The sequence below is a fragment of the Rhizobium sp. RU36D genome, from assembly GCF_900176345.1.
In the GTDB taxonomy this organism is placed as follows: Bacteria; Pseudomonadota; Alphaproteobacteria; order Rhizobiales; family Rhizobiaceae; genus Allorhizobium.
In genome coordinates this window covers 401,949-424,808 of record NZ_FWXU01000001.1, presented here as the reverse complement: position 1 = coordinate 424,808, position 22,860 = coordinate 401,949, and the positions used below count along the sequence as shown (strand labels likewise).

The window sequence follows — 22,860 nt, the reverse complement described above, 5'->3', positions numbered from 1 at the left end:
TGTTTTCGCATGTCTTTATCCCAAAACCGGTGCCCACTTTTGGGAGACATGCTTTAGAAGAGCGCGGTCTCCAGAAGATCATCGTCATTGTCGAAGACCTGCTCGACAACGGGCTGCGCGCTGGCCGGGCGGCCGAGAATCTCGGCGTGGATATCGCGCTCCGCCACCATCGTATAGCTCTTGTAGATGCGGGGAGCGATCTCTTCCAGCGCTGACGCGATGTCGTCGAGCGCCGGCACCTCATCGATTTCCGGGGCACTCAGCGCCGTGCATTCGGCAAGGATCTCACCAAGCTCGGCGTTGAAGTCCAGTTGCGGGATTGCCTTCTTCATCAGGGTGGCGGCCGCGCGGCCCTGTTCGTCCAGGTTTTTCAGGCTGGCGTCCATCTGGTCGGCTGCTGCATGAATGCTGTCGGAGGCGCTGGCGAGGCGGGTTTCTAGCCGTTCGTCGGTCCCGTCAGTGGGGCCGGTGCCACGCATGCGCGCGGCGGTGGTCTGCAGAGACTGGAGCGAAACAAGGATATTTTCCGCCGTTCCGTCCATCAGGCCGGCGAAATTGCGCAGTTCGGCTGTGATCACGTTGATTGCGCGACCTTCCTCGCCGATCTTGCTGCAGCGAAGATTGGTGTTCAGCGCCATGTATTGGATGTCGGTGCGGACGACCTTTACCACCTCGATGCTCTGCACCAGTTCGTTGACGATGGCCTCGGTGCTCTGGCAAAGCGCATCGGCTTCGATCGCGCCCGCTTCCACCTGGTGGACAATGTCCTTCGCCTTGGCGATGTTGCATTCCAGCTGGCGGATGATGCTGCCGCTGGCATCGTCGTCATCGGGCTTCATCTTCGAGCCGAGGTGGAGGATATGCCGAATTTCGGCATCGAAGCTCGACACCGTGCTGACGATCTTCGACGTATCGCGGTCGAAATCGGCATGGGTTTGTTCGAGCTGGCGCGATACGAGCTGGCGTATCAGCAGCCATAGGCGGGCGCGCTGTGCTTCCTTGAGCTTCTTGCCGGCGGGGGTGTCGAGATATTCCCCCAGAACCTGGAATGCCAGCTGGCAATGTTCGATGCGCTGGCGAGTGATGTCGCCGACCTGCATCGCTGAAAGGACAGTCGCGAGCTTCATCTGGACGCCGCCGGCGAGTTGCCGCACGGTTGTGGCCGTATTGGCGAGTTCGCGGTGATGACCGTTCAGCTGGTCGGCGCTTGCTGCGAGATCGGTGACGATGCCCGGGATGAGGACCGCATAGCTCTCCAGGATCTGGCGGCCGCGCTTCGTCGCGGGCGAGACTTTGGCAGCAAGGCCGTCCAGCTTTTCGGCAAAAAGCTCTGCCTGGGTGGTTCCGAACTGAATGCGTTCGATGATCTCGGCGGCGAAACCGGCAAAGTCTGGAATGACAGCGCCACTGATCTTGGCGGTGATGGCGAAGGTCCGGAGATAGCGCAATGTCTCGCGCATGTCCGCCACCTGCAGGCGCAGCTGCTTTTCGATGGCCGATACGGCGACCAGGTCTTCCTGGCGGTTCTTTTCTAAGTCCGGCAGCCGGGAGAGTTCGTTCATGGTGCCGGTCAGGGCCGTTTTGGTGCGGCTTGCGGCCTCTTCATCCAGTGAGCCGGTCACGTGATCAAGGGTGGAGACGAGCTTGTCGATCGAATCCAGGATGGACAACAGGACCGTTCCGCCGTCGAGGAAACGCTTTTCGATGCGTCCGCGCGCATGCTCCAGCCGGTCGACGATCGCCTGGCCCTGGATTCCAATTTGGGCCTTGGCGGTGTTCGATTTCTGCTTCATCCCGTATGTCTCGCGATTTGTTTTTTGTTGTTCTTTGCTGTGCAGGAACCTGCGGCCACGTCGCGGCGCTAGCGACACCCATTCGTGGCTTGATCGACACGATGACAGGGAAAACCGCAAATTGAATTAAAACTGGACACCAACATCTGAGAATTTCAACCTATTGGTTAATATTGCATTTTTTCTAAAATTAGAACTCTCTTTTTTAAAATGTCTGAAATTTGACGTCGCTCTTTTACCGGCCATTAATGATGTGCTGGGATTCTCCAGAAATACAGTGATTTTAGCGCGAATCTACCTCTGGAGATCAGATGCAACCCGAACCTCATATCGTTCGTTTCGCGGGCCCGCTCAACGTCCGGTCTATCCATCCCGTGCATGCCGCGCTGAAGGAGGGGCTGGAGACTAGCCAATCTTTGGTAGTGGAGCTGTCAGACGCCACCGAGGCAGATGCAAGCTTCGTGCAGCTGATGGAATCGGCGAGGCTTTATGCGGAGCAGCGCGGCAAGACGCTGGCCTTGTCGCGGCCGGTGGGGCCCGCGCTTCGCGAGGTCCTGACCAGGGCCGGATTCACCGATTCCCTGACGCCCGACCGGGCGCGTTTCTGGTTTCATCAAGGAGCATAGTAATGAGTGCAAAGATTTTGACCGTGGATGATTCTGCCAGCATTCGCATGACCACCCGCATCGCATTGACCAATGCCGGCTATCAGGTCACCGAGGCGGTTGATGGTAGCGATGGGCTCGCCAAGCTCAATGGCGGCAGCTTTGACCTGGTGATCACCGATCTGAACATGCCCAACATGGATGGCCTGACGATGATCCGGGAACTGCGCAAGATCCCGGCGCATATGGGTATCCCGGTCGTGTTCCTGACCACGGAATCCGACGGCGAAATCAAAAGCCAGGCAAAAGCCGCCGGCGCGACCGGCTGGCTGACTAAGCCCTTCGATCCCGAGAGCCTGGTGAAAATCGCAAAGAAGGTTCTCGGCAAATGAGCGCGACCGATCCGATTGCCGTTTTTCTAACCGAGGCCGCCGAACTGCTGGAGCAGATTGAAGCGGGGCTGTTGGATCTAACCCACCGGCTGGATGACAAGGACCAGATCGACGCGGTTTTCCGTGGGCTCCACACGCTCAAGGGCTCCGGCGCGATGTTTGGCTTCGATGCGCTGGCCGCGTTCACGCACCATTGCGAAACCGCGTTTGATCGGGTGCGCAAGGGCGATGTGCCGGCGACGCAGGAACTCGTGTCGGCCGTTCTTGCTGCACAGGATCACATGCGCGCCCTGATCGACCAGCCCAATGGCGATCACGAAGAGACGAGCCTCGTGCTGCTGACGAACCTGCAGATGGCAGTCGATGGCAAGGCGGGAGCGCCAATTGCCGTGCCTGCCGGCGCTTCTGCAGCGGTTCCTGTTACCGCTGTCAAAACCCAGGATGGGCAGAAGACGTGGAAGATTCGCTTCAGCCTGCCGACAAACGCCATGGCCAACGGCACCAATCCGCTTGGTCTGCTCGACGAATTGCGGGAACTCGGCACTTGCATCGTGGTTGCGGACACCAAGGCCGTTCCACCGATCGATCTGCTGGAGCCCACGGATATCCATCTTGCCTGGGATGTTACGCTGACGACCAAGAGCGGCCGCGACGCGATCGAGGATGTCTTCATCTTCGTGATGGACGAGATGCAGCTCGAGATCAGCGAAGCCGGCGGGGCTCCGGTCGCGCAAGCCGCAAAGCCTGCGGAAGCTGTTGCTGCTCCGGTGGTTGCCACGCCTGAGCCGGTTGCCGCCGCCGCTTCTGCAGCAGCCAAGGATGCAGCGAATGACAGCCGGCAGCCGGCCAAGGTCGCTGAAAACGTCCGCGTCCCGGCCGAACGTCTTGATGAACTGATGGACCGGGTCGGCGAATTGGTGATCGCCCAGTCGCGCCTGTCCCAGTTGGCGGATGCCAGCGTTGAGATTCAGCTTCGCGCCGTTTCCGAAGATATCGAGCGCCTGTCCGGCGAGCTTCGCGACACCATGATGGTGCTGCGGATGATGCCCGTCGCCAGCCTTTTCGGCCGCTTCCGCCGCCTCGTGCATGATCTCTCCCGAGAGACCGGCAAGGTTATCGAACTGGTCACCGAAGGCGAGACCACCGAGGTGGACAAGACGGTTATCGACCGCCTGGCCGATCCGCTGGTCCACCTGGTCCGCAATTCGATCGACCACGGCCTGGAACCGCCGGCCGAACGTGCAGCCGCGGGCAAGCCCGAGGCCGGGCGTATCCAGCTGTCCGCGCGCCAGTCCGGTGGCGAAGTCATCATCACCATCAAGGATGATGGCCGCGGCATCAATCGGGAGCGGGTGCGCGCCAAGGCGGAATCCTCCGGCATCATTCAGCCGGGCGCTGTCCTGTCCGACCAGGAACTGCTGCAACTGATCTTCCAGCCGGGCTTCTCCACTGCCGCCACGATCACCAATCTTTCCGGCCGCGGTGTTGGCATGGATGTGGTGAAGAAGACGGTGGAAGCCCTGCGCGGCGCGATCGACGTGGTCAGCAATCCTGGCCAGGGCTCGGAGATATCGCTGCGCATTCCGCTGACGCTCGCCATCATCGATGGCCTGCTGATCCGGGTCGGCAAGGGCGCCTATGTCATACCGCTTTCGGCTGTCGAGGAATGCCTGGAACTGTCGATCGAGGACGATATGCGCTCGCGCGGCCGCAGCTTCATCTCGCTGCGCGAAAGCCTCGTGCCCTATATCCGCTTGCGTGAGCTGTTCAGGACAGGCACCAAGCCGGATCCGTTCCAGAAGATCGTCGTCATCTCGACCGGCACTGAACGCGTCGGGCTCGTTGTCGACCAGATCATCGGCGACCACCAGACCGTTATCAAGTCTCTATCCAAGCTGCACCATGACGTCGCGACCTTCTCGGGTGCAACCATCCTCGGGGATGGCAGCGTCGCTCTTATCCTCGATGTCGCCCATCTGGTGGCATCGGGCCAACAGCAGGAGGCGCATTTGCGCGCGGCCGGATGAGTGAAGCAATATCCATGACAAACAGTGTAGCGGCCGACTATTGGGGGACGGCCAGCGAGGCAGAGGTTCTCACCTTCGAACTGGCAGGTGAAACCTTCGCTTTCGACGCGGTGATCGTCCAGGAAATCCTGGACCTGTTGCCGGAAACCGCCGTACCGGGCGCCCGTGCGTTCGTCGGCAGTGTCATCAATTTCCGCGGCAAGGTCATACCGCTTGCGGATATCCGTCTGGCTTTCGGCATGGAGGCAACTGAGCCGACAATCGAAAGCCGCATAGTCGTCATTGAGCTCGAGATTGAAGGCGAGCCGACGCTGATCGGTGTGCGCACCGACAAGGTACATGAAGTTACCACGCTAGACCGTACCGCCAGTGAGCCGCCGCCGAGTGTCGGCATGCGCTGGCGGCCGGATTTCATCCACTGCCTCGTCAAACGCGGACAGGACTTCATCATCGTACCGAACATGCAGGCGATCTTCGCCTCACGGAACGAGCACTAAACGGGGGCCACTTAGGGGGCTATCTCGGGGGATTTTTTGAGATGCGGTTTACTATCAAACTGAAACTGGCTTTGGCCTTTGGATTTCTTGTCGTGCTGCTTGGGGTAGCCGTCGGCTACAGCATGATCAGTCTTTCCTCCATGAATGACGAGATCGGCAGGTTGATTGCAGGTCCTGCCGCTCGCCTGGAATATGCCCAGCAGATCAACATCGCCCAGCTTGAAGGCATCCGGCAGCAGAAGAACATGCTCGTGGCCACCTCGCCCGCCGAGATTGCCAATTCCCAGCAAAAGGGCGATCTGGCCCGCAAGGATCTGCACCAGGCGCTGGATGCAGCATTGTTGCTGGCAACGGAACAGGGCAAGCCGCGCTGGTTGAAAATCGACGAGGTTTCTCGCAAGTTTGAATCCGTTGATGATCGGATCCGTGAGAGCATCCTGGCCGGCAATACGGATATGGCGCAGCGCCTGTCCGTGACCGAGGCTCGGGAACTTGCCAACGATCTGGGCACGTTGATCGACGAACTCGTCGTCTTGTCGAAGCAGCAGATGACGGAAGCCAAGGCGAATACCGAGAAGCTGTATGACGATACCCGCAACACCATGATCGCCCTGGCAACGGGTGCTATCCTCATCGCGCTCGCCGCTGCCGTCTGGATCTCCATCACGATCAGCCGCGGCCTGAACCGGGCGATGGTTGCCGTGCGCGACGTGTCCGAAGGTGACCTGACCAAGACCGCGGCCATCACCACCCGGGACGAAATCGGCGAACTGCTTGGCTACGTGAATGTCATGATCGAGCGTCTGCGCGGTGTCGTCGGCGATGCTCTCTCCGCCGCCGACAACGTCTCGTCCGGTAGCCAGGAACTGTCGGCCTCGTCCGAGCAGCTGTCCCAGGGCGCGACCGAACAGGCGGCATCCGCTGAAGAAGCCTCTGCCTCGATGGAGCAGATGGCAGCCAACATCAAGCAGAACGCCGACAACGCGGCCCAGACGGAAAAGATTGCACGTCAGTCCGCAAAGGACGCCGAAGCTTCGGGCGATGCCGTTACCCGTGCCGTTGCCGCCATGCGTACCATTGCCGAGAAGATTTCCATCGTCCAGGAAATCGCCCGTCAGACCGACCTTCTGGCCCTGAACGCTGCCGTCGAGGCTGCCCGTGCCGGCGAACATGGCAAGGGCTTTGCGGTTGTTGCTTCCGAAGTGCGCAAGCTTGCAGAACGTTCGCAGTCTGCGGCCGCGGAAATCTCCACCATGTCGTCGGACACCGTGCTGTCGGCCCAGGAAGCTGGTGACATGCTGAACCGCCTGGTTCCCGATATCCGCAAGACCGCCGAACTTGTCTCGGAAATCTCCGCTGCCTGCCGCGAGCAGGATGTCGGAGCGTCTCAGATCAACGAAGCGATCCAGCAGCTCGACAAGGTGACCCAGCAGAATGCCGGGGCATCGGAAGAAATGTCGGCGACCTCGGAAGAGCTGGCCGCCCAGGCGGAAGAGCTGCAGACCTCCATCGCCTTCTTCAGGGTGGATATGGCAGGCACGAAACCGGTTGCCAAGAAGCCGGCAGCAACGCCCGCCCGCAAGACGCAAGTTGCGCATATGCCGCAGCATCGGGTGGCGCCGAATTCGGTCGCCGGCCAGCAGGCTCGCGTCAAGGGCTTCGCTCTTGATATGGCCATGGGTGGACCGGACGCCGACGACATTCACTACCGCGAAAGCGCGTGATTTCGGCTGCCATCGCATACAGGGCCCCGGCGGATGGTCGGGGCCGGCACTTGGAGCATGACAGCTTCATGAGCTGAAAAAGTCTACCGCAGGCGTGAATGCATCGCCCCCCTGCTTGGCATACCGAACCAGGAAGCTTGTCGCCAAAGCGCGATGACCTTGGAAATTTGGTCAGGAACAGGGGCTATCAATGCGGTTTACGATTAAACTGAAGCTGACTTTGGTCTTTGCGTTTCTGGTACTCGTGCTGGCGGGTACCGCCGGATTTGGGATATTGAGCCTGTCCTCGATGAAGGATGGCATGGATGAGGTGGTGGATGTCACGGCCGCTCGCCTTGACAGCATCCATGAGCTCAATGACATCACCCTTGACGTGGTCGATGCCCAGAAGAACATGATCCTGGCGACCACAGCACAAGATGCTCAGCGCTTTATCGCGCAGAGCAAGGAAGGGCATAAGGAGTTGCAGAAGCACCTGGCGGATTTGTCCGCCACGGCGACCGCTGCGACCAGAGCCTATTGGGACGAGTTGAAGACCGCGACCGACAGGTTCGTTGCCGGAGACGATCATCTCCAGGACCTCGTCCTTTCCGGCAACAAGGATGCGGCGATCGCCTTCTCTGCGGGCGAAGGGCACCAACATGCCCTGGCTCTGACGGAGACGCTGGACAAGGGCATCGAGACCTATCGGGGCCATCTTCAGGAAGCCAAGGTTAAATCCGACAGTGACTACGAGCTGACACGGCTTGAGCTGATCGCCGTTGCCGTGATCGCCTCTCTGTTCGCCATTGCCGCCGCCATCTGGATCGCCGTTGGCATCAATCGCGGCCTGCAGAAGGTGATTGGCGTTGCCAAGGCGGTTGCGGTCGGCGACCTCGACCAGAAGGTCGATGTGAAGACCGATGACGAGATCAAGGACCTGGTCGACACCGTCAACGTGATGACCGCCAGCCTCAGGGAAACCGCTTCCATGGCCGATCGGATTGCCATGGGCGACCTGACTGTGATGGCAAAGCCGCTGTCCGACAAGGATGTGCTCGGCCTGGCCATGAAGGGCATGGTGACCAATCTGCGGGCGACCGCCGAAGTGGCCGACCGCATCGCCAACGGCGATCTCATGGCGACGCCGAAGCCGATGTCCGACAAGGACATGCTGGGCCTGGCGCTGGAGCGCATGGTGCAGCGCCTGCGCGGCGTGGTGGCGGATTCGCTTTCGGCCGCCGACAACGTGTCCAGCGGCAGCCAGCAGCTATCGTCCAGCTCCGAGCAGCTGTCGCAGGGCGCCTCGGAACAGGCAGCGGCAGCCGAAGAAGCTTCCGCCTCGATGGAGCAGATGGCGGCCAACATCAAGCAGAACGCCGACAATGCCTCCATGACGGAGAAGATTGCCCGGCAGTCCGCCAAGGACGCCGAGACCAGCGGTGAGGCCGTTGCCCGCGCTGTCGCAGCGATGCGCACCATCGCCGAGAAAATCTCCATTGTGCAGGAGATTGCGCGGCAAACCGACCTGCTGGCACTTAACGCTGCTGTCGAAGCCGCCCGTGCCGGCGAACATGGCAAGGGCTTTGCCGTCGTCGCTTCGGAGGTGCGCAAGCTCGCCGAGCGCTCGCAGTCTGCCGCCGCAGAAATCTCGACCATGTCCGGCGACACCGTGAAGTCGGCACAGGAAGCCGGTGAAATGCTGAACCGGCTCGTGCCTGACATTCGCAAGACAGCCGAACTCGTTGCCGAGATTTCGGCGGCCTGCCGCGAACAGGACATCGGTGCAAGCCAGATCAATGAGGCCATCCAACAGCTCGACAAGGTGACCCAGCAGAACGCCGCCGCCTCTGAAGAAATGTCGGCGACCTCGGAAGAGCTGGCAGCGCAGGCCGAGGAACTGCAGAACTCCATATCCTTCTTCAAGGTGGAGACGGCGGACGCAAAATCTGCGGCCAAGCCTGGCAATGGTCGCGCGGCGAGTGCCGCGAGCCGCAAGCCGGTGGTCGCCCAGCGCCCGGCGTATTCGGCTACGAGCGTTGCAGCCCAGCAGGCACGTGCAAGGGAGTTTAGCCTTGATATGAGCATGGGTGGGCCTGATGCCGATGACAGGAATTTCCGGGAAAGTGCCTGACGCACAGTCCCGCCTACACGAATAAGCCTCGGCCCGAAGCCGAGGCGAGACCCGGATCATGAGCGTCTCGGGTCGCGACAGCCGGAAGACAAGCTGCAGGCGTGAATGCATCGCCCCCCTGCATCATCGAGACCGGAGGAGCAGAGCCTGCGAATTGTCAAAGGCTCAGGATAGATTTCGCAGCCAGGGGGCATCGATGCGATTTACGATTAAACTGAAACTGGCTTTGACCTTCGGGTTCATCATCATGATGACCTGCGGGATGGCTATGCTCGCAATCACGAACCTGTCTGGCTTGAACCAGGCGATCACCGACATCATTCAAGGCCCCGCTGCTAATCTTCGCAATTCCAGCGATCTGTCCGACACCGTCTATCTTTCGATCAGGGCTGAAAAGAACGCGATCCTGAATACCGACCCGGATCAAATCTCCGGTTATTTCAAAGAGGTTGCGGACGCGCGCGGCAGGATTACGGAAATCCTGGCAAATCTGGACAAAGAACAGGCTCCGGCGATCGGGGAAAAGGTTGCTGAGTTCAGGACGACCCTCCCGCAATGGCTGGAACTGCAGGACGAGATTCTCGCGCTGGCCCGGGAGAATACCACCGAATCCAATACGCGTGCTGGCGTGATCTCCATGGGCGAGGGCGCGAAGGTTACCGCCACGCTTTTGGCTGCCCTTGGCCAGTTGAACGATGCGATCGCCAACGATCTCAGCGCTACCGACCAAGCTACTAACGTCCAGTATGAAACCTCCAAAAACCTCTTGATCGGTACCGTCATTGCGGTTCTGGTTTTTTCCGCAGTCGTTGCCATCTGGATTTCGCTCAGCATTTCCCGAGGTCTTCGTCGGGCCATCGAATTGTCGAATGCGGTGAGCATTGGTGACCTCAATCACGAGATCAACCATGGCTCCAATGACGAGATCAAGGATCTGGTCTCGTCGATGCAGACAATGACCGGAAATCTGCGCAATACCGCGAACATCGCCAACCAGATTGCCAATGGCGACCTGACCGTTGCTCCGAAGCCGCTATCGGACAAGGACACGCTGGGTCTGTCGCTGGAAAGCATGGTTGAGCGTCTGCGAGGCGTCGTTGCCGATGCTCTGTCTGCCGCCGACAACGTCTCGTCCGGCAGCCAGGAACTGTCGGCCTCGTCCGAGCAGCTATCGCAGGGTGCGACCGAACAGGCGGCCTCCGCTGAAGAGGCCTCTGCCTCGATGGAGCAGATGGCAGCCAACATCAAGCAGAACGCCGACAATGCGGCCCAGACGGAAAAGATCGCGCGCCAGTCTGCCAGGGATGCCGAAGTCAGTGGCGAGGCCGTGACCCGCGCCGTGGCCGCCATGCGCACCATTGCCGAGAAGATTTCCATCGTCCAGGAAATCGCCCGTCAGACCGACCTGCTCGCCCTCAACGCCGCCGTCGAGGCCGCTCGTGCCGGCGAACATGGCAAGGGATTTGCCGTCGTCGCGTCGGAAGTCCGCAAGCTTGCAGAACGCTCGCAGTCTGCGGCTGCGGAAATCTCCACCATGTCGTCCGATACCGTTCTGTCGGCCCAGGAAGCCGGCGATATGCTGAACCGCCTGGTTCCGGATATCCGCAAGACCGCGGAACTCGTCTCCGAAATCTCCGCCGCCTGCCGTGAGCAGGATGTCGGGGCTTCGCAGATCAACGAGGCTATCCAGCAGCTCGACAAGGTGACCCAGCAGAATGCCGGGGCCTCGGAAGAGATGTCGGCAACCTCGGAAGAGCTGGCCGCCCAGGCGGAAGAGCTGCAGACCTCCATCGCCTTCTTCAAGGTAGATATGGCCGGTAGCAAGGCGACGGCACGCAAGCCGGCTCCCGTTCGCAGCGCCGCTGCTCCGGCCCACGCACGCAAACCGGCTGCCGCTCCGAGGGCGCCTGCGCCGCAGCACAGCGTTGCTGGCCAGCAGGCTCGGGTCAAGGGCTTCGCGCTCGACATGGCGATGGGCGGACCCGACGAGGACGACGCTCATTTCCGTGAAAGCGCCTAAGATTCTGTTGTCCCCGGCTGGAGCGTTCCGGGCGGGGACTTCGATCCGAGTTTGTTCCGGCTAGCCGGGAGTAAAGGCGAGAGGGAACGGCATGTCGCGGGCCCTCGACAACGCGAATGGTTGATGCCTGGCGGAATTGGTCCGTTTTCCGGAGTCAAGGAGACGCAGCATGAGATTTACGATCAGATTGAAATTGGTGCTGGCCTTCAGCTTTCTCATCTTGTGCTTGGCCGGCATCGCGGCGGCGGGCTTGTTTTCCCTGTCGTCGGCCCGCTCTGAAATGATGACGGTCGTTGAACGCTATGCCTTGCGCCTCGACAAGATGCGCCAGACCCAGGCCCTCATCTTCGACACGCTGCGCATGCAGCGCACGATGCTGGTGCTGACGACGCCGGCAGATATCGACCGCTTTTCGCAAAGCCGGGCGGAGTCGCGGCAGCAAAGCGAGGCGATGCTGAAGGATCTGGCGGCGACGGCCGGGGACGAGCAGCGAGATCTTTGGAGACAGGCAGTGTCCGGCCTCGATGCGTTCCACGCGCGTGACGAGTCCGTCATCGCCCTGATCAGATCAGGCCAGAGGGAGGATGCCATCATCCGCTCGACGGAAAAGGCCATGGGTGCGGCTGCCGATGCGGTCACCGATCCGCTTGGCGAGATCATCAAGACGACAGTGGTTCATCTTCATGAGGCCGAGCAGTTTTCCGAAGCCAATTATGTCCTGACGCGGAATATCATGCTGGCGGTTGCAGCAGCAGCCACCATGATCGCCATCGTCGCAGCATTTTTCATTACGCTCGGCATCAGCCGTGGCTTGCGGACCGTCTCCGAAGCCGTTGGCGCCGTTGCCATCGGTGATCTCGATCATCGGCTTTCGGTCAAGTCCAACGACGAGATCAAGGATGTGGTGGCCACGGTCAATGTCATGACCGCCAACCTGCGCAACACCGCAGCGATTGCCGATCAGATCGCCGCCGGCGATCTCTCCGTCGACGTGAAGCCGTTGTCGGATAAGGACGCGCTGGGCATCGCCATGCAGTCGATGGTCAAAAACCTCAGGACAACCGCCGAGGTCGCCAATGTGATTGCCGAGGGCAACCTGATGGCCACTCCACGGCCGCTGTCACCGCGCGATACACTCGGTGTTGCGCTGCAGAGCATGGTGCAGCGCCTGCGCGGCGTGGTGTCTGACACGCTCGCCGCCGCCGTCAATGTTTCGGCCGGAAGCCAGCAGCTCTCGGCCTCCTCGGAACAGCTTTCGCAGGGGGCAACGGAGCAGGCTGCCGCAACGGAAGAGGCCTCGGCCTCGATGGAGCAGATGGCTGCCAACATCAAGCAGAATGCCGAAAACGCTGCCCAGACGGAGAAGATCGCCCGCCAGTCCGCCAAGGATGCGGACGCTTCCGGAGCGGCCGTCAACAAGGCCGTCGGCGCCATGCGGACGATTGCCGCCAAGATTTCCATCGTCCAGGAAATCGCCCGGCAGACCGATCTCTTGGCCCTCAATGCCGCTGTCGAGGCCGCTCGTGCCGGCGAACATGGCAAGGGTTTTGCCGTGGTGGCCTCCGAGGTCCGCAAACTTGCGGAACGTTCGCAGTCGGCTGCCGCCGAAATCAGCATGATGTCTGCGGAAACCGTCCTGTCCGCCCAGGAAGCCGGCGAAATGCTGAGCCGACTCGTACCGGACATCCGCCGAACCGCCGAGCTGGTCTCGGAAATCTCCGCCGCCTGCCGCGAGCAGGATGTTGGCGCCATGCAGATCAACGAGGCGATCCAGCAGCTCGACAAGGTCACCCAGCAGAATGCCGGGGCCTCGGAAGAAATGTCGGCAACCTCGGAGGAACTGGCCGCTCAAGCGGAAGAACTCCAGAATTCGATTGCCTTCTTCAAGGTGGATGCGGCTGCCAAGGCAGCGCCTAAGGCCGCCACCAGGGCCGCGCATCGGCCGGCCGCAGCGCCGGGCATGTCATCCCAGCAGCAACACAGCCTTTCCGCCCAGCAGGCGCGCCTCAAGGGTTTCGCCCTTGATATGACGATGGGCGGACCGGATACCGATGATATTCACTATAGAGAGAGCGCATAATCATGGCCGCATCATCAGCAGAAGCACAGTATGTCACTTTCGCCTTGGGCCGCGAGATCTTCGCCGTCCCCGTCGGGGTGGTTCGCGAAATCCTCGATCATGAGGAACTGTTCAAGATCCCCAATGGCCCCGATTACCTGATGGGCCTTCGGGACGTGCGGGGGCAGGGCGTTCCCACCATAGACCTGCGCCTGAAGCTCGGCCTCACGGCCACGGAGCCGACGCCCAATACGCGCGTGCTGGTGCTCGACATTCCGTTCGAGGGCCGGCTCCTGACCCTGGGCATGGTCGCGGACAGGGTTTTCGAGGTCGCGCCATTCCGGCAGGACCAGATCGAAGGCGCACCCGAGATCGGGATCCGCTGGAAATCGGACTATATTGCCGGTGTAGTACGCCGCGATAACGGTTTCGTCGTGATCATCGACCTGACTCGCCTGTTGTCCAGCGACGATACGGCAATTCTGGCACCGAGACAGGTGGCCTGACCACCGGAGTATGAGTATGAGTGCGTCCGCAGCGCGTAGTGCCTTCGGTGAAGACCGGATCAGTGATCGGAACTTCAACCGACTGGCGTCTTTCATTTATGATTATTCCGGCATCAAGATGCCGCCGGGCAAACGGACCATGCTGGAGGGGCGGCTGCGCCGTCGCCTTCGCGTGACGGGCCATGGCACCTTTGATGATTATTGCGAGTATCTGTTCAAGGAAGATGGGCTGGAATCGGAGACGATCTATCTCATCGATGCAGTTACCACCAACAAGACCGACTTCTTTCGCGAGCCGAACCATTTCGAATATCTGGTCCGGCATGTGCTGCCGACCTATGATCAGGTGTTCGGCCCGAAGCTGCGTGTCTGGAGCTCTGCCTGTTCCACGGGGGCGGAGCCCTATACGATTGCCATGCTCCTGGAAGAGCATATCGAGCCGGCGCTGAATTCGCACTACCGTATTCTCGCCACCGACCTTAGCACGGAAGTGCTGGAGACGGCACGCAAGGGCATCTATCCGCGTGACATGGTGGCTCCTGTTCCGCCCGCGCTTCGGCAGAAATATGCGCTTCAGCATGTTGATCCCAGCCGCCCGGAGATTCGCATTCATCCGAAATTGCGCTCTCGGGTTGGCTTTGCCCGTCTGAACCTGATGGATGAAGAATATCGGGTCGGGGATCCGATGCAGATCATCTTCTGCCGCAATGTGATGATTTACTTCGACAAGCCGACCCAGCAGAGGGTGCTGACGCGGCTTTGCAACAATCTCGTGTCGGGCGGCTATCTGTTTATAGGTCACTCCGAGACGGTGTCAGGCTTCGACCTGCCTATCAAGCAGGTTGCCAATACGATCTTTCGCAAAGTGTAGGCCAGCATATGCCAAAGCGTGTCCGCGTACTGATCATCGACGACTCCGCCAGCGTGCGGCAGGCTCTGACCCATGTTCTGGAACAGGATCCCGGTATCGAAGTCATCGGCGTCGCCTCGGATCCCTTCGTCGCGGCGCGGCGCATCCAGGAAGAGATACCTGATGTGATCACGCTTGATGTGGAGATGCCGCGCATGGACGGCATCACCTTCCTGCGCAAGCTCATGTCCCAGCATCCCATTCCCGTCGTGATGTGCTCTTCGCTGACGGAAGAGGGGTCGGAAACCCTGCTGCAGGCGCTCGAAGCGGGTGCCGTCGACGTGATCCTGAAGCCAAAGATCGGCGCGGCGGATCATCTGGCGGAATCGGGCATGCGGATTTGCGAGGTGGTCAAGAGCGCCGCGCAGGCAAGGCTCGGTGGGCCGCGTAAGGCCGAGCGTCGCTCGGCTTCCCTCGCGGGGGCGCCCGCGAAGCTCACTGCCGATGCCGTGCTTCCGCCGCCCAGCGGTCGCGCGATGGCGAAGACCACGGAAATGGTGGTCTGCGTTGGCGCCTCCACCGGCGGCACCGAAGCGCTCAGGGAGATGCTGGAAAAGCTGCCAGCCAATACGCCCGGCATCATCATCGTCCAGCATATGCCGGCCGGCTTCACGGCGGCATTTAGCAAGCGCCTCAACTCTCTATGCGAGATGGAGGTGAAGGAGGCGGTGAACGGCGATCCCGTGCTGCGTGGCCACGTGCTGATCGCGCCCGGCGATCACCACATGCTGCTGGAGCGGCAGGGAGCCCGCTACCATGTGTCCGTGCGGCAGGGTCCGCTCGTCTCCCGCCACCGGCCTTCTGTGGACGTGCTGTTCCGCTCGGCCGCCCGGGCCGCCGGCGGTAATGCGATGGGGGTGATCATGACCGGCATGGGCGACGACGGCGCCCGCGGCATGCTGGAGATGCATGAGGCCGGAGCCTTCACGGTGGCGCAGGACGAGGCGAGTTCCATCGTCTTCGGCATGCCCAAGGAAGCGATTGCCCGCGGCGGGGTCGACAAGATCGTGCCGCTTGACCAGATCGCACGCGAAATCCAGGCGGCGGACAAGCGAAGATAGCACTGGGTGCCATCGGGCCTTCAGACTTTGTTAACCATAATTAGCGACCATGGAAGTATGAAACTGCTTCGGGTCGTGGGGGCTGCGAGGCGGAACAAAGTTCTTGCGAAGGACCGATCCATGCCCGTTATAACCTTTGCCAATACGAAGGGTGGCGCCGGTAAGACAACAGCGGTCATGCTGCTGGCGACCGAACTGGAGCGCATGGGCTATCGGGTCACCATTCTCGATGCCGATCCGCAATACTGGATCAATCGCTGGAGCGAAACCACCGGCGACCGGACGACTATCAAGGTCATTCCCTATGTGACGATGGCCTCCATCGAGCGGCTGATCACGGAATACAAGGCGGTCTCGGATTTCATCCTGGTCGATCTGCCCGGAGCGAGAAGCCCGCTCCTGGCCAAGACCATCGGCTATTCCGACCACGTGCTGATCCCGATCCAGGGTTGCGCCATGGATGCCCAGGGCGGCGCCCATGTCATCGAGCTACTGCAATACCTGGAGGACAAGGCCAGCATCCGCATTCCGCATTCGGTGGTGCTGACGCGGGTCAATTCGATGGTGACGACCCGCGCGCTGCAGGTGGTCAAGCAGTTGCTAGCGGAACGTCGGGTGCATGTGCTCGACACGCCGATCATCGAGCGCGCCGCCTTCCGCGACATCTTCTCCAGCGGCGGGACGCTCTACACCATGGATCCGGCGAGCGTCACCAATCTCTACAAGGCGCAGGAAAATGCCCGTGCCTTTGCCGAGGAGATCCTCTCCTATGCCGCCATGCGTCTGGCGCTGACCCATGTCGGTGCAAAGGCCGGAATGACGCCTCAGGTGCGCACAGCGGCCTAATATCGTCGATATTCACGCCGCGGCCAAGCCTTTCCACAGGCGAATCCGCCAGTGGATATTGTGCTGGCAGGCACAAGTTGGCCCCCAAAACGCTATGAATGTCGCTTTTGTGACGGTCGCCTGGGGCAGGTCGAAATTCCGGTTAATCCACTCAATTTCAATCGGTTCGAACCGTTAACGAATGGTTGGCACACCGAATTCGTTTCTCTATGATCGCGCGCACCAGAGGGGGGCTGGTCGCGCGGGCATAAGGGACCGCGAGGCCGCATCTCCTGAAATGTTGTTAGGGAGATTGGCTTGAAGATCGGGTCGCCAAGAGAGATTTTTGCCGGGGAAGCGCGTGTTGCGATGACCCCTGACAGCGCCACCCAGCTGAAAAAACTGGGCTATGATTGCGCGATAGAGACGGGCGCCGGGCTTGCCGCCGGTTTTTCGGATGATGCCTATCGTGCAGCGGGCGTCGAGGTGGCACCGTCAGCCGAGGACCTGTGGGCTTCTGTCGATGTGATCGCCAAGGTGCGGCCGCCGGAGCCATCGGAAGTGTCCCGGCTCTCCGCCGGCAAGACGCTGATTTCCTTCTTCTATCCCGCGCAGAACAAGGATCTGCTGGAGCAGGCGAAGGGCACCGGCGCAAACGTGATCGCCATGGACATGGTGCCGCGCATTTCGCGCGCCCAGAAGATGGACGCCTTGTCCTCCATGGCCAATATCGCCGGCTATCGCGCTGTGATTGAGGCTGGCAACAATTTCGGCCGCTTCTTTACCGGCCAGGTAACCGCCGCTGGCAAGATCCCGCCGGCCAAGGTTTTGGTCATCGGCGCCGGCGTTGCGGGTCTCGCGGCCGTCGGCACGTCCGTGTCGCTTGGCGCGATCACCTATGCCTTCGACGTTCGCCCTGAAGTGGCCGAGCAGATCGAATCCATGGGCGCCAATTTCGTGTTCCTCGATTTTGCCGGCCCCGCCCAGGATGGCGCCGCGACAGGCGGCTATGCAGCCCCGTCGTCGCCGGAATTCCGCGAGGCGCAGCTCAAGAAGTTCCGCGAGATCGCGCCTGACATCGACATCGTCATCACCACGGCGCTGATCCCTGGCCGCGACGCTCCGAAGCTGTGGCTCGCCGACATGGTGGCGGCGATGAAGCCGGGTTCGGTCATCATCGATCTCGCCGCCGAGCGCGGCGGCAACTGCGACCTGACCGTCGCCGACCAGAAGATCGTGTCACCGAATGGCGTCACCGTCATCGGCTACACCGATTTTCCGAGCCGGATGGCCGCCCAGGCCTCGACGCTCTACTCCACCAACATTCGTCACATGATGACGGACCTGACGCCGGCCAAGGATGGCAAGATCGTCCACAACATGGAGGACGATGTTATCCGTGGTGCGACGATCACCCATGAGGGTGCCATAACCTTCCCGCCGCCGCCGCCTAAGGTACAGGCCATCGCCGCCGCCAAGCCGAAGGAAAAGGTCAAGGAGCTGACGCCTGAGGAAAAGCGCGCCAAGGAAGTGGCCGCTTTCAAGGAGCAGACCCGCAACCAGGTTGCGCTGCTCGTCGGCAGCGGTGCGCTTATCCTGCTGGCCGGTCTCTTTGCGCCGGCGAGCTTCATGAGCCATTTCATCGTGTTCGTCCTGTCCTGCTTCGTCGGCTTCCAGGTCATCTGGAACGTGTCGCATTCGCTGCACACGCCGCTGATGGCGGTGACCAACGCCATTTCGTCGATCATCATCCTGGGCGCCCTGATGCAGATCGGTTCCGGCAGCTATCTCGTGATCGTGCTGGCCGCGCTGTCGGTCTTCATGGCAGGCATCAATATCTTCGGCGGTTTCATGGTCACCAGACGCATGCTTGCCATGTTCCAGAAGTCGTAAGTGGGCGGGATAGATCAGATGGATTACGGTTTCACCACGGCCGCCTATGTTGTTGCGGCAGTTCTTTTCATCCTCTCTCTCGGTGGCCTATCCGGCCAGGAAAGTGCCAAGCGCGCTGTCTGGTATGGCATTGCCGGCATGGGTCTGGCGGTTGTCGCGACGCTGGTCGGTCCCGGCGCGGGTCTCTGGCTCCTTTCCGTGCTGCTGATTGCAGGTGGCGGCGTGATCGGCTGGATCGTCGCGCAGCGCGTGCAGATGACCGAGATGCCGCAACTCGTTGCGGCCATGCATTCGCTGGTTGGCCTGGCCGCGGTCTTCATCGGCTATAACGCCCATATCGAACTGGTGCGCGTGCTGGCCATGGACGAGGCTGCTCGTGCGTCGCTTGAAGGCTTTGCCGCCGTGCTCGCTCACAAGGATAGCGTCGAGCAGGTTATTCTGAAGGTCGAGGTTTTCCTCGGCGTCTTCATCGGCGCGGTTACCTTCACCGGCTCCGTGATTGCCTTCGGCAAGCTGGCCGGCAAGGTGGACGGCAAGGCGAAGAAGCTGCCCGGCGGTCACGCGCTGAATGCCAGCGCGGCGATCTTCTCGCTGATCTTCCTGTTCATGTATGTCAACGGTGCCGGCGCCTGGACGCTGATCCTGATGACGTTGCTGGCCTTCTTTATCGGCTATCACCTGATCATGGGCATCGGGGGCGCCGACATGCCGGTGGTGGTATCCATGCTGAACAGCTATTCGGGCTGGGCTGCCGCGGCAATCGGCTTCTCGCTGTCCAACGACCTGCTGATCGTCGTCGGCGCTCTGGTCGGCTCGTCCGGTGCGATCCTGTCCTATATTATGTGCAAGGCGATGAACCGCTCCTTCATCTCCGTCATCCTGGGTGGCTTCGGCACGACCACGGGTCCGGCGATGGAAATCCAAGGCGAGCAGATCGCCATTGATGCGGAAGGTGTCGCCAACGCGCTGAATGACGCCGACAGCGTGATCATCGTGCCCGGTTACGGCATGGCGGTGGCACAGGCGCAGCAGGCGGTGTCGGAACTCACCCGCAAGCTCCGGGCCGCGGGCAAACAAGTGCGCTTCGCCATCCATCCCGTGGCAGGTCGTCTGCCGGGGCACATGAACGTGCTTCTGGCCGAAGCCAAGGTTCCCTATGACATTGTCATGGAGATGGACGAGATCAACGAGGACTTTCCGCAGACGGATGTGGTCATCATCATTGGCTCGAATGACATCGTCAACCCGGCCGCCGAGGAGGATCCGAACTCGCCGATCGCCGGCATGCCGGTGCTGCAGGTGTGGAAGGCCAAGCAGGTCTTCGTGTCCAAGCGTGGCCAGGGCACGGGCTATTCCGGCATTGAAAATCCGCTGTTCTACAAGGAGAATACGCGGATGTTCTACGGCGACGCGAAGAAGTCCGTCAGCGAACTGCTGCCGATGATAAAGTGATCGTAATATCGTGATGCTTATGGAAGGGCCTGCGTATCATTCGCGGGTCCTTCTGTATTGTGGCTGATGATTTCACTCGTGGCGTGTTCATGCAGTTCATATCTATGGTATTTTTTGATCGCGTGGTGCCCAACCTACTGCAAGATTTAGCCACGGTATTCGCAAGTCAGTTTCCAAATGTTCGTTTCGACATTCTCGATTCGAATGAGAATCCAGAAAACATATGGATAGTTTCGGTCGACGATCAGCTTTATGGCCTTATCCTATATCCTGTCGCTCCTACCATGGACGAATTTCATTGGGCGGCCCGGCAGAACATATTGTGGGGAGGTGGTTCGGAGGCAATTGTCAGGACCAAGGCGCATTTGGTCATTGGAATTCGATCCCACGAAAGTGCTAACCCTCTTAGAGTCGCGCGCGGCCTTACTTTGCTCGCGGGAGCGGCAAGCCGTTTTCCTGGGGCGATAACCGGGCATTGGGGGCTGAAAGCTCGAAATTTAATGCCGGCACAGATCGTCGTTAAAGCCGCTGCGGAAGCTTATCAAGGCAGATGGCCTGCCATATTATGGCACAGGTTGGAGTGGTTCAAGATAGCCAGGCCAACCTCTTTTGTGCAGCGCGTATTATCTTTCAAGTCCGGGGAAGAAGGCGGTAGTTGGGGACTCACCACGGTGGGTATGTCGGAGTTCGTCGGCAGGGAGGTCGAAATGGAGGTCGACTTAACCCGCCGAGATGAGGCGGTATCCTTGTTGCTGGATGTATCATCATACATATTGGGTAACTGGAAGAAAATTAAACATAACGATACGCTCGGTGGTGAAGAGCCTGGCAGCCTGATGATGCGTATACAGAAAAGGGAAAAAGCCTTGTCGAGTGATGGCCCCTCATACACGCTGGTTCCTCAAACGGTAAATTGACGGTGGGGGATTGTTTCTCAGGTAGATTTTACGGGCGGATCGAAAATCCGCTGTTTTATAAGGAGAATACGCGGATGTTCTACGGCGACGCCAAGAAGTCCGTCAGCGAACTTCTGCCGATGATAAAATAAGCAAAGGAAATGGCCGGAACACCATTTGATGTTCCGGCCATGGATGTGGGAACCCTTAGGTTCAGCAGGCGGGGCGCTGAGCCGTCGTGCCGTCCGTGTTCTGCTGCGGAGCGGCGGTCTGCTCCTGGCCCGTCAGGGTGTTCGACGGATCGCAGTCGGGCTGGGCGGTGGAGTCACCCGTGGTGCTCTGGGTCGTGCTGTTGGTCACACCAGGGTCGATCTGCTGGCCGCCAGTGCCCTGAGAGGGCTGCTGGGTTACTGAGCCGGTGCCCGAATTCTGCGAACCGGACGCGCCGTCAGAGGTCGACTGGGCGGTGGCGGCACCGAATGCCATCAGCAACGAAAAAGCGGTCGCGGTCATCAATTTGGTTTTCATAGACGTGACTCCTCTCACTGTCTTGGGATCATTTACACGGTCACAACCCCTCACCAGACGCAAAAGTTCCGAGATTATTAACGCTATTGCTTAGTCAACCACCGCCTGCCGGTCTTGATGATGGCTGGCATGCGGTTTGCTTTGAGATTTCCATTGTCCTTTGGAGGTCTCTCATGCGCATTTGGATCAAGAACCCGCTGGCCATTCTGGCAGAGAACGCGGATGGTGGTGTCGTCGTGGAAAACGGCCGGATCGTCGAGCTGATCGCGTCTGGCGGTGAACCCCTGAGGCCGGTTGATCAATGGTGGGATGCGCGCCGTCACGTCATCATTCCCGGCCTCATAAATACCCATCACCACTTCTTCCAGACGCTGAGCCGCGCGCATCCCCAGGCGATCAACAAGCAATTGTTTCCATGGCTGACGACGCTCTATCCCATCTGGGGCCGTCTTGATCGCGACATGTTTCGTTTGGGTGTGCGGGTGGCGCTGACTGAGCTCTTGATGTCCGGCTGCACCACGGCCATGGATCACAACTACATGTTTCCGCCTGATGTCCGCGACGCCGTCGATATCGAGGTGCAGGAGGCGCGGGCGCTTGGGATCCGCGCGACGATCACCCGCGGCAGTATTTCCTTGTCGGTCAAGGATGGCGCCGTGCCGCCGGATCACGTGGCGCAGGACGAAGACGAGATCCTCGCGGATTGCGAAAGAGTTGTCGGGCTCTATCATGATGCCTCCGAAGGCTCGATGACACAGATTGCCCTGGCCCCCTGTGCGCCGATGAGCGTGTCGCTGCGCCTGATGCGGGAGAGCGCGGCCCTTGCGGAAAAGCATGATCTGCGGCTGCACACCCATCTCGCCGAAACCGAGGATGAAGAGGCCTTTTGCCTGGAGAAATTCGGCTATCGGCCGATCGACTGGCTGGAGGATGCCCATTGGCTGCAGCCGCGCGTCTGGCTCGGTCATGGCATTCACTTCACATGCGACGATTGCGAAAAGCTGGGCCGCCACGGTGTCGGCGTTTGCCATTGCCCGACCTCCAATGCGGTCTTGGCCTCCGGCTTTTGCAAGACCCGCGAGCTTGAGGCCGCCGGCAGCCCCGTCGGCCTGGGTGTCGACGGCTCGGCGTCAAATGATGGCTCGAACATGATGGAGGAGGTTCGTCATGCCCTCATGGTCAACCGGCTGCACTACAAATCGGCGGAAGACGTGACGCATCGGGATGCCCTGCGTTGGGCGACCGAGGGGTCTGCGCGTTGCCTCGGACGCAAGGATATCGGGCGGATCGCCGTGGGCATGCAGGCCGACATGGCGTTTTTCACGCTTGATGAATTGCGGTTCTCCGGCGCGCATGATCCGATTGCGGCCCTGGTGCATTGCGGTGCCAACCGTGCCGACCGCATGATGGTGGCCGGGCAATGGCGGGTGGAAGACCGGATGCCCGTCGGCGTCGATCTGGAAAGGCTGATGATCGAGCACAGTGCAGCAGCACGAAAGTTTTTGTGAGCTGGGGGACGCCTGACTTCACAGCTCACTAAATAGGCCGCAGTAATTGTA

The 22,860-nt window shown here is 60.4% G+C and carries 19 protein-coding genes; 17 read left to right on the top strand and 2 right to left on the bottom strand.

Annotation, left to right across the window (positions count from 1 at the left end; all coding sequences use genetic code 11):
* Nucleotides 1-53 precede the first annotated feature (53 nt).
* On the bottom strand, nt 54-1,793 hold the full coding sequence (locus tag B9A97_RS02060) for a hypothetical protein (RefSeq protein ID WP_084363296.1): 1,740 nt from the start codon (nt 1,791-1,793) through the stop codon (nt 54-56).
* A gap of 311 nt (nt 1,794-2,104) precedes the next feature.
* Here B9A97_RS02060 and B9A97_RS02055 point away from each other — a divergent pair, with 311 nt between their 5' ends.
* The 16 genes from B9A97_RS02055 to B9A97_RS29260 all read left to right on the top strand — a co-directional run bounded on the left by B9A97_RS02055 (nt 2,105) and on the right by B9A97_RS29260 (nt 20,925).
* Nucleotides 2,105-2,419, top strand: coding sequence for an STAS domain-containing protein (locus tag B9A97_RS02055; RefSeq protein WP_084363295.1), 315 nt, complete (start codon nt 2,105-2,107; stop codon nt 2,417-2,419).
* 2 nt (nt 2,420-2,421) lie between these two features.
* A complete protein-coding gene (locus tag B9A97_RS02050; protein ID WP_084363294.1) occupies nt 2,422-2,790 on the top strand; it encodes a response regulator in 369 nt (122 codons plus the stop codon).
* Nucleotides 2,787-4,817: a chemotaxis protein CheA gene (locus tag B9A97_RS02045; protein ID WP_084363293.1), complete on the top strand. Its 2,031-nt coding sequence runs from the start codon at nt 2,787-2,789 to the stop codon at nt 4,815-4,817. Before B9A97_RS02050 ends, B9A97_RS02045 begins: the two co-directional genes overlap by 4 nt.
* 14 nt (nt 4,818-4,831) lie before the next feature.
* Entirely contained in the window at nt 4,832-5,314 is a 483-nt protein-coding gene (locus B9A97_RS02040) for a chemotaxis protein CheW (RefSeq protein ID WP_084363292.1), read from the top strand.
* Between the two features lie 41 nt (nt 5,315-5,355).
* A complete protein-coding gene (locus B9A97_RS02035; protein WP_084363291.1) occupies nt 5,356-7,038 on the top strand; it encodes a methyl-accepting chemotaxis protein in 1,683 nt (560 codons plus the stop codon).
* A gap of 190 nt (nt 7,039-7,228) precedes the next feature.
* On the top strand, nt 7,229-9,151 hold the full coding sequence (locus B9A97_RS02030) for a HAMP domain-containing methyl-accepting chemotaxis protein (protein WP_084363290.1): 1,923 nt from the start codon (nt 7,229-7,231) through the stop codon (nt 9,149-9,151).
* Between the two features lie 196 nt (nt 9,152-9,347).
* On the top strand, nt 9,348-11,171 hold the full coding sequence (locus tag B9A97_RS02025) for a methyl-accepting chemotaxis protein (protein ID WP_084363289.1): 1,824 nt from the start codon (nt 9,348-9,350) through the stop codon (nt 11,169-11,171).
* A gap of 169 nt (nt 11,172-11,340) precedes the next feature.
* A complete protein-coding gene (locus B9A97_RS02020; protein WP_084363288.1) occupies nt 11,341-13,251 on the top strand; it encodes a methyl-accepting chemotaxis protein in 1,911 nt (636 codons plus the stop codon).
* Between the two features lie 2 nt (nt 13,252-13,253).
* Nucleotides 13,254-13,736 (top strand): chemotaxis protein CheW, encoded by a 483-nt coding sequence (locus B9A97_RS02015; RefSeq protein WP_084363287.1) that lies wholly within the window; start codon nt 13,254-13,256, stop codon nt 13,734-13,736.
* Between the two features lie 10 nt (nt 13,737-13,746).
* Complete coding sequence (locus tag B9A97_RS02010; RefSeq protein WP_084363286.1) at nt 13,747-14,607, top strand: CheR family methyltransferase; 861 nt, start codon at nt 13,747-13,749, stop codon at nt 14,605-14,607.
* An 8-nt stretch (nt 14,608-14,615) separates the two neighbouring features.
* Entirely contained in the window at nt 14,616-15,707 is a 1,092-nt protein-coding gene (locus B9A97_RS02005; RefSeq protein ID WP_084363285.1) for a protein-glutamate methylesterase/protein-glutamine glutaminase, read from the top strand.
* Nucleotides 15,708-15,827: 120 nt separating this feature from the next.
* Nucleotides 15,828-16,553: a ParA family protein gene (locus tag B9A97_RS02000; RefSeq protein WP_084363492.1), complete on the top strand. Its 726-nt coding sequence runs from the start codon at nt 15,828-15,830 to the stop codon at nt 16,551-16,553.
* Nucleotides 16,554-16,850: 297 nt separating this feature from the next.
* Nucleotides 16,851-18,425 carry a Re/Si-specific NAD(P)(+) transhydrogenase subunit alpha gene (locus B9A97_RS01995; RefSeq protein ID WP_084363284.1) on the top strand — a complete coding sequence of 525 codons (1,575 nt, stop codon included), beginning with the start codon at nt 16,851-16,853 and terminating at the stop codon, nt 18,423-18,425.
* An 18-nt stretch (nt 18,426-18,443) separates the two neighbouring features.
* The gene (locus B9A97_RS01990) at nt 18,444-19,877 is read left to right on the top strand and encodes an NAD(P)(+) transhydrogenase (Re/Si-specific) subunit beta (RefSeq protein ID WP_084363283.1); all 1,434 of its coding nucleotides are present in this window, start codon (nt 18,444-18,446) and stop codon (nt 19,875-19,877) included.
* 59 nt (nt 19,878-19,936) lie between these two features.
* Nucleotides 19,937-20,794, top strand: coding sequence for a DUF4261 domain-containing protein (locus tag B9A97_RS01985; protein WP_084363282.1), 858 nt, complete (start codon nt 19,937-19,939; stop codon nt 20,792-20,794).
* Between the two features lie 2 nt (nt 20,795-20,796).
* Complete coding sequence (locus B9A97_RS29260) at nt 20,797-20,925, top strand: NAD(P)(+) transhydrogenase (Re/Si-specific) subunit beta (protein WP_244564087.1); 129 nt, start codon at nt 20,797-20,799, stop codon at nt 20,923-20,925.
* 61 nt (nt 20,926-20,986) lie between these two features.
* Here B9A97_RS29260 and B9A97_RS01980 read toward each other — a convergent pair whose 3' ends face one another.
* On the bottom strand, nt 20,987-21,301 hold the full coding sequence (locus B9A97_RS01980) for a hypothetical protein (protein ID WP_084363281.1): 315 nt from the start codon (nt 21,299-21,301) through the stop codon (nt 20,987-20,989).
* A gap of 173 nt (nt 21,302-21,474) precedes the next feature.
* On the opposite strand from B9A97_RS01980, the gene B9A97_RS01975 reads away from it, so the two are divergent.
* On the top strand, nt 21,475-22,809 hold the full coding sequence (locus B9A97_RS01975) for an 8-oxoguanine deaminase (protein ID WP_084363280.1): 1,335 nt from the start codon (nt 21,475-21,477) through the stop codon (nt 22,807-22,809).
* Nucleotides 22,810-22,860: the final 51 nt, after the last annotated feature.